The sequence below is a fragment of the Sphaerospermopsis kisseleviana CS-549 genome, assembly GCF_028329225.1.
Taxonomy (GTDB): Bacteria; Cyanobacteriota; Cyanobacteriia; order Cyanobacteriales; family Nostocaceae; genus Sphaerospermopsis; species Sphaerospermopsis kisseleviana.
In genome coordinates, this window is the sequence record NZ_JAQMTI010000131.1 from 1 (window position 1) to 13,580 (window position 13,580).

Annotated in this window: 13 protein-coding genes and 1 pseudogene; 9 read left to right on the forward strand and 5 right to left on the reverse strand. The window is 37.2% G+C overall.

The window, feature by feature from the left end; translation table 11 throughout:
* The 5 genes and pseudogenes from PN497_RS11105 to PN497_RS11125 form a co-directional block, all read left to right on the forward strand.
* Positions 1 to 356: pseudogene (locus PN497_RS11105) on the forward strand (ABC transporter); the annotation flags it as partial.
* 98 nt (positions 357 to 454) lie between these two features.
* Entirely contained in the window at positions 455 to 1,219 is a 765-nt protein-coding gene (locus PN497_RS11110; RefSeq protein WP_096567650.1) for a DUF4340 domain-containing protein, read from the forward strand.
* A 138-nt stretch (positions 1,220 to 1,357) separates the two neighbouring features.
* On the forward strand, positions 1,358 to 2,209 hold the full coding sequence (gene purU / locus PN497_RS11115) for a formyltetrahydrofolate deformylase (RefSeq protein ID WP_096567652.1): 852 nt from the start codon (positions 1,358 to 1,360) through the stop codon (positions 2,207 to 2,209).
* Between the two features lie 143 nt (positions 2,210 to 2,352).
* Positions 2,353 to 3,165 (forward strand): hypothetical protein, encoded by an 813-nt coding sequence (locus PN497_RS11120; protein ID WP_096567654.1) that lies wholly within the window; start codon positions 2,353 to 2,355, stop codon positions 3,163 to 3,165.
* Positions 3,166 to 3,251: 86 nt separating this feature from the next.
* Positions 3,252 to 3,848: a hypothetical protein gene (locus PN497_RS11125; RefSeq protein WP_096567655.1), complete on the forward strand. Its 597-nt coding sequence runs from the start codon at positions 3,252 to 3,254 to the stop codon at positions 3,846 to 3,848.
* A gap of 172 nt (positions 3,849 to 4,020) precedes the next feature.
* On the opposite strand, the gene PN497_RS11130 is transcribed toward PN497_RS11125, so the two are convergent.
* Complete coding sequence (locus PN497_RS11130) at positions 4,021 to 5,283, reverse strand: hypothetical protein (RefSeq protein ID WP_272110138.1); 1,263 nt, start codon at positions 5,281 to 5,283, stop codon at positions 4,021 to 4,023.
* A 214-nt stretch (positions 5,284 to 5,497) separates the two neighbouring features.
* Positions 5,498 to 7,435, reverse strand: coding sequence for a tRNA uridine-5-carboxymethylaminomethyl(34) synthesis enzyme MnmG (gene mnmG / locus PN497_RS11135; protein ID WP_096567659.1), 1,938 nt, complete (start codon positions 7,433 to 7,435; stop codon positions 5,498 to 5,500).
* Between the two features lie 255 nt (positions 7,436 to 7,690).
* On the opposite strand from mnmG, the gene PN497_RS11140 reads away from it, so the two are divergent.
* Together PN497_RS11140 and PN497_RS11145 are read left to right on the forward strand one after the other, a co-directional pair.
* The gene (locus PN497_RS11140) at positions 7,691 to 8,416 is read left to right on the forward strand and encodes a DUF3800 domain-containing protein (RefSeq protein ID WP_096567661.1); all 726 of its coding nucleotides are present in this window, start codon (positions 7,691 to 7,693) and stop codon (positions 8,414 to 8,416) included.
* Positions 8,417 to 8,807: 391 nt separating this feature from the next.
* Positions 8,808 to 9,632, forward strand: coding sequence for a D-alanyl-D-alanine carboxypeptidase family protein (locus tag PN497_RS11145; protein WP_096567663.1), 825 nt, complete (start codon positions 8,808 to 8,810; stop codon positions 9,630 to 9,632).
* An 87-nt stretch (positions 9,633 to 9,719) separates the two neighbouring features.
* Here the strand turns inward: PN497_RS11145 and PN497_RS11150 are convergent, their stop codons facing one another.
* Entirely contained in the window at positions 9,720 to 9,914 is a 195-nt protein-coding gene (locus PN497_RS11150; RefSeq protein WP_096567665.1) for a type II toxin-antitoxin system HicB family antitoxin, read from the reverse strand.
* A 351-nt stretch (positions 9,915 to 10,265) separates the two neighbouring features.
* Between PN497_RS11150 and PN497_RS11155 the strand changes: the two genes are divergently transcribed.
* Both PN497_RS11155 and PN497_RS11160 read left to right on the forward strand, forming a co-directional pair.
* Positions 10,266 to 10,841: a TIGR04376 family protein gene (locus PN497_RS11155; RefSeq protein WP_096567667.1), complete on the forward strand. Its 576-nt coding sequence runs from the start codon at positions 10,266 to 10,268 to the stop codon at positions 10,839 to 10,841.
* 351 nt (positions 10,842 to 11,192) lie between these two features.
* The gene (locus tag PN497_RS11160) at positions 11,193 to 11,774 is read left to right on the forward strand and encodes an ABC transporter permease (RefSeq protein WP_096567669.1); all 582 of its coding nucleotides are present in this window, start codon (positions 11,193 to 11,195) and stop codon (positions 11,772 to 11,774) included.
* 85 nt (positions 11,775 to 11,859) lie between these two features.
* Here the strand turns inward: PN497_RS11160 and PN497_RS11165 are convergent, their stop codons facing one another.
* Both PN497_RS11165 and acsF read right to left on the reverse strand, forming a co-directional pair.
* Positions 11,860 to 12,105: a hypothetical protein gene (locus PN497_RS11165; RefSeq protein WP_096567671.1), complete on the reverse strand. Its 246-nt coding sequence runs from the start codon at positions 12,103 to 12,105 to the stop codon at positions 11,860 to 11,862.
* Positions 12,106 to 12,251: 146 nt separating this feature from the next.
* Entirely contained in the window at positions 12,252 to 13,328 is a 1,077-nt protein-coding gene (acsF, locus tag PN497_RS11170) for a magnesium-protoporphyrin IX monomethyl ester (oxidative) cyclase (RefSeq protein WP_096567673.1), read from the reverse strand.
* Between the last annotated feature and the right edge of the window lie 252 nt (positions 13,329 to 13,580).

A 13,580-nucleotide genomic window follows, 5' to 3' on the forward strand; every position in this document is an offset into this window, starting at 1 on the left:
CCCCCACACCTACCGCTTCCCCATCTCCCACACCTACCCCCACACCTACCGCTTCCCCAACTGAGGAAAATTCTCAAAATCACAGCAAAGAATCTCGCTTAGTAGTGTTTGGAAACTCAGATTTTGCTAGAGATGGTTTATTTCAGCAACAATTAAATGGAGATGTATTTCTCAACTCAGTAACTTGGTTAAGTCAAGAAGATCAACAACCGCTTTCAATTCGTCCCAAAGAACAAACAAATCGCCGCATCACCATGTCAACTGCAAAAGCAAATTTATTAAGTATTTCTTCTTTGTTGCTTTTACCTTTCATTGGTTTAGCTACTGGCGCTATTATTTGGTGGAAAAGAAGATAATTGATAATTGATAATTGATAATTGATAATTATGAATTTATCTACCTGTTTCACCTGCTTCCTCTTCTCTGTCACCTGTCACCTGTCACCTATTTCCAAATGAAACGCACAACTTTAACTTTAGTAATTTTAGCCTTGGGTTTAAGTGGTTTTGTCTATTTTGATGAAATTAGACGGAAAAATCAACCACAACAATTTGCACAAAATCACCTCAATAAAATAAATCAGGTAAATCAGCAAAATCAACAAACTCAGACCACTAAACAACAGATTTTCTCATTTAATGTTGAGGATGTTCAATCTATAGATATTAAAACGAAGGACTACACTTTAAATTTAGAACGGAGTCAGAAACTAGAAGCGCCAAAATGGTCAATTAAATTACCAAAATCTCCTAACCCAGAACCAGCAAAAGAGGCTATAGTTTCTTATTTAACGGATTTATTGGTTAAAGGTAAAAGTGAAAGTAGTGTATCAATTTCACCTAATCAATTGAGTGAATTTGGTTTAGATAAACCTCAAGCGACTATTGATATTAAACTGAAAAATCAAAAAACGCATCAAGTAATTTTAGGGAAACCTAATTTTAACAATACTTTCTTATACGCCCAAGCTGATCCTGTGATCGACAATAATGGAAATACTCAGGTTTTATTAGTTTCTAAAGATTTCGCTAATGCTGTCAATCGGGAATTATCAGAATGGCAAGAAATATCTCAAGCATCTGCTAACAAACCTAATGAACAAAACACTGAAAAATCTGGTAAACAACCCAGTGAGGAAGGTGCTAAACAAGCTGAACAAGATACTAAATTAGACCTTGTACCAATACCCATAGATCCTAATCCTGCCCATACTAAATAATTAATATAGGAATCCGGTTTGGTTTCTGTTCGCGGTAACGTGGCGAAGCCATATCTATTTGTTTAGGGAGGGAATAGGGAATAGGGAGTAGGAAATAGGTAATAATTCATAATTATCAATTATCAATTATCAACTAAAATGAACCCAACAGCAACTTTACTGATTTCTTGCCCTGATCAAAAAGGATTAGTCGCAAAATTTGCTAATTTTATTTATGCTAATGGTGGTAATATTATTGATGCTGATCAACATACAGATTTTGAAGCTGGTTTATTTCTCACTCGTATAGAATGGCTGTTGGATGGTTTTAATTTACCAAGGGATTTAATTGGTGCTGCTTTTAATGCGATCGCCCAACCTTTAGGCGCTAAATGGGAATTACATTTTTCTGATACTGTTCCCAGAATTGCAATTTGGGTAAGTCGTCAAGACCATTGTTTATTAGATTTAATTTGGCGGCAAAAGGCACAGGAATTTAATGCAGACATACCTTTAATTATTAGTAATCATCCCCATTTACAGGAAGTTGCAGCACAATTTGGTATTGATTATCATCACATTCCCATTACTAAAGATAATAAACAAGAACAGGAAATAAAGCAATTAGAATTACTGCGTCACTACAATATTGATTTGGTAGTTTTGGCTAAATATATGCAGATAATAACTGATAATTTTATTCAGCAATTCCCGCAAATAATTAATATTCATCACTCATTTTTACCCGCATTTATTGGTGCGAATCCCTATCATCGAGCTTTTGAAAGAGGTGTAAAGATTATTGGCGCAACTGCCCATTATGCAACTGTTGATTTAGATTGTGGTCCAATTATTGAACAGGATGTAGTTAGGGTAAGTCACCGGGATAATGTAGATGATTTGATTAGAAAAGGTAAAGATTTAGAGAGAATTGTTTTAGCTAGGGGAGTGCGATCGCATTTACAAAATCGCGTTTTAGTCTATGGTAATAAAACCGTAGTTTTTGAATAAATAACAGAGTTTTACTCCTGACTCCTGACTCCTGACTCCTGACTCCTGACTCCTGACTGCCCCTACGACTCCTGCAATATCGTTAACAGTCAAAATGCAGACTTTCATGAAATACTAGTTTCAAGTCTTATTGTTAACGACAAATGAAACAGCTAAAGTCACGTTCTCAAGATTTACGCAGCTTATTTGAGAACAGTATTACCATAGAATATGTAGCCGAACCTCTCAAAGCCGTCAAAGCTGATGCAGATATGAGAGAAATTATAAATTGGATGGAGTTGCAGGATTTTGATGTCGTCGGAGTGGAAACAGAAGATAGTATTACAGGTTATGTAGAACGTTCTACTTTAAGAGAAAATTTACGAGAAAACCAATCGGGAAAATGCAGCGACTATCAACAAGTGTTTCATCCTCAAGAACTCATTGCTATGTCTACACCCTTGATGAAGTTGTTGCCAATTCTGCAACAAAAATCCAGATTATTTGTATTAGACTGTAATAATGTTAGTGGCATTATTACTTGTGGTGATTTGCAGAAAGCACCAGTCAGAATGTTGCTGTTTGGGTTGGTAACGCTGCTAGAAATGAATTTGTTACGACTGGTGCGGCTGTATTATCCCCAAGATTCATGGCAAAAAGTTCTTAAACCTGACCGCTTAGAAGCTGCTCAAAAATTATGGCGTGAAAGTCAAGAAAGAAATGAAGCCACAGATTTATTAGATTATCTGCAATTTTGCGACAAGCGGGAATTGGTATTAAATCAACCTGAACTGTTTGATAAATTGGGGTTAAAGTCAAAACGATCTGGTGAACGCTTTCTCAAATCTGCTGAAAATTTGCGGAACCGTTTAGCACACGCTCAAAATCTAGTCAATGGTTCCTCTTGGCAAGATTTGATTTCTTTGGCTGAAGGTTTGGAACGTTTATTAATCCATTGTGAAGAAATTGAATCTTAACGTATCCAGGAAATAGCAAATACTTTCTGATGTCAGTATAGTTAAAGGAAAGCACTAATGAAAAATTAAGAATTTATACAGTTAATATGTCTAAACAATTGCCTCCATCAAGTGATTTAACAAAATTGCCTACAGAAGCCGAAAGAGAAGAACAACTGATACAAGATGTCCTGCTTTTGTTGGAAAATATGGTTTACAGAGAGGAAGCAACAGTTAAGCTGATCTTGAATTGTCTCTATGATGCTGGGTCAACTAATTTGATTAACCAAAAGTTCCAGTCTCGCACTCTCAATAGAACCCTGAAATGGATTTCCAAAATGTCTAAACCTGCATTCAGAATGATTGCTTGGCAATGGTTTAAGAAGAATTGCCCTAAATTGATCACAGATTGGTTGCGAAGCCAAATTCAGTTTAAAAAAGTTGAAACCCCAAAAGTAGAGATAGTAGTAGAAGACCAACGGACTAAATTAAATTCTCTTGATCAAGCTCAAAATCAGATGTATGAAGTCAAACAGCTTCGCTCTCAAGTTAAGTTGTTAACTGGTGTTTTAGTGGTAGTAGTGACAGTGTTAACTGGCAGCTTTGTTTGGGCTGGTTATTTATTAGAGCGATCGCATTTACAAGTAGTAGAAGAATTACAAACTCAGGTAAAAACTCTTGAGGCTAGTGTGAATAAGCATTAACTTGATACTTACTGTTGACATTTGTCAATTAATGTCAATGCTTACTCCAGTCAAATATGTTTTGGTTTGAAACAATAGTTCTGCGCCAGGCTGTTCTTCCTCTTGCAAGATTCAGCATTTTTTGTTCAACTATATCAGGTAACTGCTCCCAGGACAGGTCTCTTGTTATCTGTCACAACTTTTGACCTGTATAAATTGAGCGCACCTCACCATTACGGCGGATAATTGCCTCACCGTTACTTACGTCTACTAGCGTCCAACCAGTAGCACCAATATTTTCTCCCAGGTTAATCCGGCGAGTCACACCATCAATTTTGAACAAAGCCGCAGATTTGCTACCTAACTCTAACAATCCTTCCAACTCGGCTGAATAGGCGGGTAAATACACCTGTTGGGTAGTTGTGGGTGTAGTTGTGGGTGTAGTTGGTAATGTTTCTGGTTTCGGTAATGATGCAGTTGCGATCGCCGCAGGTAGTTTTGGTGGTGCTGTAGCTGGTAGCTTAGAAGCATCTGCCCGCTTCACAGTTGTCGGTGAATTTTTTGCTGTTAGGGGCTTGGTTGCTTGTTGCACATTACTAGGGGAATCTTTGACAAACCCAGGTGGTGATACCTGCGCTGACATTGGGGAAACTTCTGGTAATGGGCGTATAGCTGGAGGTGCTTGATAAACAGGAACATGAACATATATTCTCTCTACCACATTTGTCACTCGACTGGGAGCAGGTGGGGCATTGTTAGCAGCCACTGGTAGGGGTAAAGTGCCAATAGGTTGGTTACTGGGCAAAGGCAAAGCGTTTGTTTGCTGGGGATTAACATCACGTAACCCAGATTTAGCAGGTGTTTGATCATTGCTAGAGCCTTGCTGGTCTATCACTGCCAAAGCCTGCAACATATAATTAACTAATTCACCATGAGGATCTGGTTGTACAGGTACTGGTGATTTTACCTGATCTGTTGGTGGTATGTGTGGAGTAAATTGGGCAGTGATATTGGTGAATAATGTCGGCTGTGCTAGGTAGACTGAACCAACCATTGCCACACTCAAGGTTAAGCCTAACACGAGCAGGTTGCCTAATCCACCGCTGTGCTTTTGATTTCTTTTCCTAATTGCAGTGACAGAGGGAGGATTTAAAACCAGTGTACTTGGTTGCGGCTTTTGGATGGGCGCGATCGCTTTGGTTGCTCGGTGTACTGTCTGTGTCAAAACAACTTCTTGCATCTTCACCGCCACTGTTTGCTTATGTGGCACATATTCTGTTCTGATGGTTTTAGCAGGGCGCTTTCTACCACAATCTAGTATGTTGTCGATATCGGTGAAGAGTTCATCTATCAAGCCTTCAGCGTAAGTCTCTATCGACAGGGCTTCACTGGGGAGTAAGTCTTCTAGTGCTTCAGAAATCATTAGATGGGTGCTGGCTTCTGTTATCATAGACATTTTCTTTGTGGCTGCTAGAAAGGGAAAGGAAACCCAATGATGTCCGGGAAATCACTTTCTTTAAATTACACCACTAACCTTAATTTGGCAGTAATTTGGCAGTAATTTGGCAGTGGTATTAAATTTTACTGTGATTTATAAATGATTCAGAATTTTACTTCAAAAATCTCTGTAGTCCATCATACTGATCCCCCACCCTATACTATACCCATCCTTAATGAATTTTTGTATCTGCTAATAAGGAAAACTCATTCTGCTCCTTGTTTTTACGGATTTCTAAATAAATTAACAGAGCATTGATATCCGCAGGATTAACACCACCAATTCTTGCTGCTTGCCCAATTGTCAAGGGTCTTACTTTCGCCAGCTTTTCTCTGGCTTCTTTGGAAAGGGTATCAATTGCTGCATAATCTAAATCTGCTGGCAATGTTCGATTGGCTTGACGAGCTATTTGCTCAATTTGGTTTTGCTGTCTGGCTAAATATCCAGAATACTTGATATCTATTTCCGCCCCTTCTTTTTCCGCTTGGTTGAGACTGGCGTTACCTAGTGCGTATCTTTCTAAATCTACATAGTGTATTCCCGGACGACGTAGCAGGTCAGCGAGGGTGATTGAACCTTTGATTGCTTGTTGAGTTTCTTGGGCGATCGCTCTCCCTATGTCTTCATGCTCTTTAATTCTAGTCGAATGCAGTCTTTCTTTTTCGGCTATAATTTGCTCTTGTTTTCTCGTAAATAAATCCCACCGTCTGTCATCAATTAAACCAATTTCCCGCCCTAATGGTGTCATCCGTTGATCGGCATTATCTGAACGCAGCAATAAACGATACTCTGAACGACTCGTAAGCATACGGTAAGGTTCACGCAAATCCTTGGTACACAGGTCATCAACTAAAGTCCCGATGTAACTTTGTTCACGTGGGAAAATAATCATTTCCTGCCCCCGCACAAACCGCACCGCATTTACACCCGCTACTAAACCCTGGGCAGCAGCTTCTTCATAACCGGTTGTACCGTTAATTTGTCCTGCACAAAACAACCCTTCTACTTTCTTGGTCATCAATGAGGGATAACACTGGGTTGCAGGTAAATAATCGTACTCTACAGCATAGGCAGGACGCAACATAAAGCAGTTTTCCAAACCGGGAAGACTCCGCAGCATCAGGATTTGCAAATTTTCCGGTAAACCAGTGGAAAAACCTTGAATGTATAATTCTGGTATATCTCGTCCTTCTGGTTCAATGAAGATTTGATGACTTTCTTTATCTGCAAAGCGGACTATCTTATCTTCAATACTCGGACAATAACGGGGACCCTTGGCATCAACCCATCCACCATAAACCGGGGATAGATGCAAGTTTTCTTCAATTAAGCGATGGGTTTCTTTAGTAGTTCTTGTCATGTGACAGGGAATTTGTTCCCGTTCTACCCACGCTTGGGGGTCAAAACTAAACCAGCGAACTTCCTCATCTCCTGGTTGCAGTTCCATTTTACTGTAATCTACAGACCGCTTATCTACCCTTGCAGGTGTACCGGTTTTTAATCTTCCGGTTTCAAAACCCAAGCGGTTAAGGGTGTCTGTTAAACCTACGGACGCAAATTCACCTGCGCGGCCAGCTTCCATTGACTTATTACCTACCCAAATTCTCCCACCTAAAAATGTACCAGTGGTTAAAATAACGGATTTACATTCAAAAGCGACACCAAAATAAGTTTCTACACCTATTATTTCATCATTTTTTCCTAAGATTAAATCTGTCACCATGCCTTCACGAATTGTCAAATTTTCTTGATTTTCGACAATTCCTTTCATGACTGCTGCATATTCGCGCTTATCGGTTTGCGCCCGTAATGCCCAAACTGCTGGACCTCTAGAAGAGTTGAGAATGCGTTTTTGTAAATAGGTGCGATCGGCCATTTTCCCAATTTCCCCACCCAAAGCATCTACTTCGTGGGTAAGTTGGGACTTAGCAGGTCCACCGACTGCGGGGTTACAAGGTTGCCAAGCGATTTTATCCAGGTTAAGGGTTAACAGCAGAGTGCGACAACCGAGGCGGGCAGTAGCTAAAGCTGCTTCACAACCGGCGTGGCCTGCACCCACTACAATCACATCATAAGCGTCTTGGAATTGAACAGCATTTTGCATGGTCATAAGTAGTTAGGAATTAAAAGTTAAATGTTTAAAAAGTTAGTTACTGTGGGTATTTTAGCGTATATTTTGGTTAATTGTCAGAATCAGGATGTCTGGTTACTGAGCGAAGTCGAAGTACAGGATTTAAGGATTTACAGGATGTTTGTCTAATAATATTAGCAAATACTGTTGTAAAATATTTTGACCAACTTTGTAAAAACTTCTGCTGCTGTCAAATTCAGAAAGTAGGGTTTTTAGTATTTTCTAACCACCAATATGTTTCTAATTTATATTGATGAAAGTGGCTCTTATGCTGCTGATGATAGAACCAATTATTTTATTTTAGCTAGTATTGCTATCCATGAAACAAATTACTCAAAAAATTACGAACAAATTTCTCAGCTAAAACGAAGTATCGTGAAAAAGAAAGAACCTGAAGATTGGGAGTTAAAAGGTCACGATCTTTGTAAAGGGAAGGAACTCTTTAAAGGCTGGAATTTTGAAGCTCGCGTGCGTACATTTTTATGTATATCAGAAACCTTAAATCAGATCCCATGTCATATACTCTCTGTTGTGGTTAATAAAAAATTACTCTTTGAAAATAGAGAAGCAATGAAGGATGATGTTATACTTTATCAATTTGCTTTCCAAAACTTATTAGACAGATTAGATATTTTTCTGAAATCATTCCATGAAAGTGGAATTTTATTTTTAGATTCACGTTCAACACATAGCACAAGTAAACAGGATGATCGTTTAGTTAGAGCTTACAGGGGGTGGTTGAATTCATGTAAATATGATTGTAATTTTATAGAACAACCCTGGTTAGGTGCTTCAGGATTTTATGTCGGTCTACAATTAGCAGATTATGTTGCTTATTTGATTAGTTTAAAAACACAAAACATACAGGAAGATAATCGCAATTTTGCATTTCTCACAGCTTTTGATATTATTCAGGAAAAAATTCATTTAGTGGAAATTCCTGAAAACTATAACATCTAATGGCGAACCCACGGCTATTATAGTCGTGGGTTCATCCCTTAATAGACGATTACAAGATCGCCTCTACCCAAAAAGGGGCGTTAATTAGAGGTTAGTTTTTAATTAAATGATTATGATCTTCTGATCACGTAACTTTAACTGGTTTGACAGGCGCAGGGTATTTCAACCTTGCCATAACTTCCCGTGCAGTTCGGGATACCTTGTCTACATGACAGGCGCAGGGTATTTCAACCTTGCCATAACTTCCCGTGCAGTTCGGGACACCTTGCCATACTCTATATCTATAATAGCACAGTTTTTTGAAAAATCAATCAATCCTAATTTAGTTAATGTTGGACTAACATATTTGTGATATAGGATAAAATCATAAATATCAAAAATATATTCAACTATGATACTCAAACCTAAAACCAAAAAATATTTAATACAAATTTCATTAATCACTCTGATTATCTTCCTATTTTCTACTACCTTTACTATTCTCTATCTTAGATATAACCAACCATCGCCGAATTTGATCACAATCCGCAAAAATAATCCTGAGTCATCAGTATCAACATTTATTCCAAATCAGCAATTAAACGCACAAAAAAAGTTTTTAGATACTATAAATTACCAACTAAAAAATCTTCCCCAATCTGATACTTATGAATATATCTTACTCCGTGCCTATGGTGCAATATTTATTAATCAAAATCCAGAAATTAAACTGCCACCAAAAGTCATTGTAGATAATGAACAGGATACTAAACAAATTCAGGATAATCTACAACTAACCCTAGTTGAAGGTACACAAGAATGTTACCTGCAAAAAGCCGCCGCAGATGCGTTTAATCAAGCCAGAAATATCATAGATATACCTTTAAAATCTGGTTATTCTGGTGATTGTACACGTAGTTTTGCTACCAATTTACGATTTTGGCAGAAATATACAAATAACCAAACTTTAGAACAAGTAAAACAAGGAAAAGAAACTAATATTCTCAGTGTAGTTGCACCTCCAGGAACTTCACAACATCTCTGGGGTTTAGCACTTGATTTAAGAGTATCTAACCAAGAACAAAGAGAAGCATTAAACCAAAATGGTTGGTTTCAAACTGTTGCAAAAGATGTACCTCACTGGACTTATCTGGGTTGGGATGAAGAGAGTTTACCAAAATTTGGTTTACAGGAAAAAATAATAAGCGGTATTACTTATTGGTTGACACCAATTTAAGTAATTAAAACATAATTAAAACATAATTAAAACATAATTAAAACATAACTCAAACATAACTCAAACATCAAAATACCAATGAGATTTTCACGGTACATCTATATAATAAAAATCGGCATTTTTAGCAATTTCATCAAATCCTTGTAAGTAGTCTTTAATCACATATTTTATTTTTTCTAATGCTTCCTGTTCTGTATCACCTACAGTCCAGCATCCGGGTAATGCAGGACACCAAATAGCATAGACTTGATCTATTTTGTTCAACTTAACTTGATAGCGCATATCCTACATTTTCTGGTAACTGCTATACTCCTAATTCTATAATCTTTATTAAGTTTAAAAGGAATCCTTTGATACTGTACTAGCGAAAACTGTGATCAAAATAGGATAAAAGTGTAAAACTAATCGTCAGCATTCAGCTATCAGCAAGACCCTGAAACCATCAATAATAGGTTGTAAATTGCTGTTATTAACACTGGTGTAATTTGACAAACCGAGAGCATCCTTGTTATTAACTCAATCTCTATCTAGAGAATAGCTGATTACTAATTACTGATAGCTTTTGTAAATGCCATTGTAGATAATAATTATTACAATAAAATAATCACACCACTTTAATTTGGAGTTCTCACAGTGGGTTTATTTGATGATTTAAGTCGGTTTTTAGAAGCACGTTTAGAAGAATTTTTGCGAAATAACCCCCATCTGGAGTTAGAAATGCTGTCAGAACAGCTACGAGAGCAAGAAGATGATACACTAAAATTGATTGCAGATTTAAAATTACAGGAAAAGCGATCGCAAGATGAAATACTAGAAACAGCACAGGAAATACAACGCTGGCATATCCGTGTCCAAAAAGCCAAGTCCGCAGGTAGAGAAGATTTAGCCATACCAGCGCAAGCAAGAGAAGACGCACTTTTGCGGGAGGGAAATCAAAAATGGGGACAAATGCAAGGTTTAAAAGAACGCATTACCCAATCTCAAGAATTACTACGCAAAATTCAACAGCGTCGTCAAGAAGTCCAAGCAAAAGCAGCAGAAGCGCAAAAAGCACGCGCACAAGCCCAAACTCAGCAACGTTTAGAAACTAATACTTGGCAAGCTCCAGCTAGTAGTTATTCTAGCCAGTTTGATGATTTAGAAGAAAAGTTTCGTCGTTGGGAAACGCAAGATGAGTTGGAACAAATGAAACGCAACATGGGTAAATGATTTAGCATAAAGGATGGAATTTAAATGTTATAATTTCATCCTTAATATGTTATTAACTCTTGATAATTTACAGCATAAAATTTAATTCTTGAAAAAATATTTAATTTAGAAATTACAACTTGATTTTTTGAAAGATTTTCACTAGATCTAAATTAGATTTAACAGCAGATCGCAGATCAATTAGGTACATAATTTAAATTGAAATCTATACACAAAGCTGGTTTTAATGCTGACCCCTGACTCCTACTGTAATTAGTTAGATGTTTTTATCAGATTTTTCTGTTTCCTTTCCACAGGTATTGAGCATTACTACTTATTCATCTTCACGACGTTTCAAATCATAACTGAGGAATGGAAAATAGTATCTTAGTAGACATTGTAGCCACTTTACAACGGTTATTTGTAGGTTACATACCCGCCGTTATTTTAGGTATCTTTGTTGGTTTTATTATTGGTATTAATGGCATAGTTTATCAGCTATTTAGTCGGTTATTCCAAATCCCAAATAGCATTCCTTCTATCGCCTTTTTACCTATTGCGCTGATTTTATTTAAGGAAAATGAAACCGCAGCTATTTTTGTGGTTTTTGTTGGTGTTCTTTGGGCAATAATTGTGGAAACTGCCACAGGTATTCATAAATTTCGTCAACAAGATAATAACTCTCGCGTAGCTATTTATTACATATTTAAAGCTTTAAGACTAGGTATGTGGATAGCTTGGTTTACAGTCATTGCTACAGAAATGCTTGCAGGTTCAAAAGGGTTGGGCTTTTTAGTTTGGAATGGTTATAAAGCCAACAACCCAAGATACATTATTGATGCTTTACTCTACATCGCTGTTATTGGTGTTTTTCTCGATCAACTGCTAGACTTAACTGGTAGTGTTCTTTACAAAATTGTTGGCGAAAAAAGTAAATCTTCTAAGAGTGAATAACTAATTATAACTGATTTATTTACTCATTATCTATTTCTCCGAATTGAACCTTGCCACCTTAATTTTTATTGGGCAGAACGTTCACCTAAAGAACATCTCGTTTTCGATCTGAGTCATGATAGCGATCGCTAATTTTATTAGTAATTTTATTAGTAATTTTATTAGTAATTTTATTAGTAATTTTATTAGTAATTTTATTAGTAATTTTATATTCTCCTTTAGTTAGGTTTTCTGCACAAACATCTACAGCGATCGCAGGTAAAAAGTTATAGCTATTTACTAAGCAAAAAGATACTAATATTGGTAGTTTTTTAGTCAAACTCTGAAGCATGGAAATTATATCTAAATTTCTTAGTTAATATACAACTGCTGACGTTCAATTTTGCGAATTTTCTCCCTAAAATTACATACAAAATACTAAAAAAAGTGGCTCTGTTAACAACAGAACCACTGGTGTTTTTACACATTTAAGTAAAGTTATCTAGCTTGACCATGAGTAGAAACCGCATCAATGGGTCTCATTAGGTACAAGTTTAACAATTGCCAACCATGAGAAATGTAAATTGGCAGTTTTTGGAAGAATTGCAGGAATTTGGGTGTATTGGAGTTGGAAATTGCGCTCAATTTTTCGTTATTCTTGACACAAACATCCAAACGCTCGTAAAACTCTGGATTATCCACATCTAACATGACGGGGAAGACTCTTCCAGCAGTTTCATTAGTCTTCTTAATCACATAAATGTCGTATTCCCGTGCATCCAAACCTATAGCAGCATAGAAATCTTTACGCTGAATATCATTGAGATACATGGTAGCAAATACTGACAACAGGAAGAAGCGACTCCAAAGTTTAGCTTTCCAGTCATTGAGCATTTGGGGTTGCGCTCTCATGATGGCATCAAAGAAGTCACCATGACGGTTTTCATCCTGACACCAATTTTCAAAGAAGCGGAAAATTGGGTAAATTCTATCTTCAGGATGTTGTTCTAAATGACGATATATGGTGATATAACGCCAATAACCAATCTTCTCAGAAAGATAGGTAGCGTAGAAGATGAATTTGGGCTTAAAGAAGGTATAATTGCGGCTCTTGGTCAAAAACCCTAAATCTAAGGATAGATTAAAGTCTGACATTGCCTTGTTTAAAAATCCAGCGTGACGTGCTTCATCCCGTGACATCAAGTTAAAGCATTCAGCCAATACAGGGCTTTTATCTTTTAAGCGGCGGCCGAGTTCTTTGTAAAGTAAAAAGCCGGAAAACTCCGCAGTACAGGAACGTTCCAGAAATTCAATGAACAACTGGCGAGTTTCCCCATCAATATGATCCCAGGATTGTTCAAATTCGGCATCCCGGACAAAGTGATGGCGGTTATAGTCAACCCGGAATTCTTCAAGGATGGCTTTTAACTCGTCTTCGTTGACGGAGATATCCATCCGCGCCATTTCATCAAAATCGGTTGTGTAAAACCGGGGTGTTAAAAGGGTTTCTTTAGAGGGTACTTTCACCCCAGGACGCATTTCTTCAAAGCCTGGTTTTTTTAGGGAATCTACCATGTTTGCTTGCAGTGAGTGTCTTTCTTAATTTTGAACCAAGGACAATAATGACATTTGTATGAAATACAGTGTACCAAGGTCTAGGCGTGAAAAGGGAAATAAATCATTAAGAGTTGCAACAAATCTTTAGCTATTGCGGAATCAGAAGTTGAAAATTGGTAGTTAGTTGGGATCACTGATGCCAGTCTGGACTTTACTTGTTAAGTTATCATGAGTATTAATCAGCTTAAATAAATAAAGCAGTAGATAATA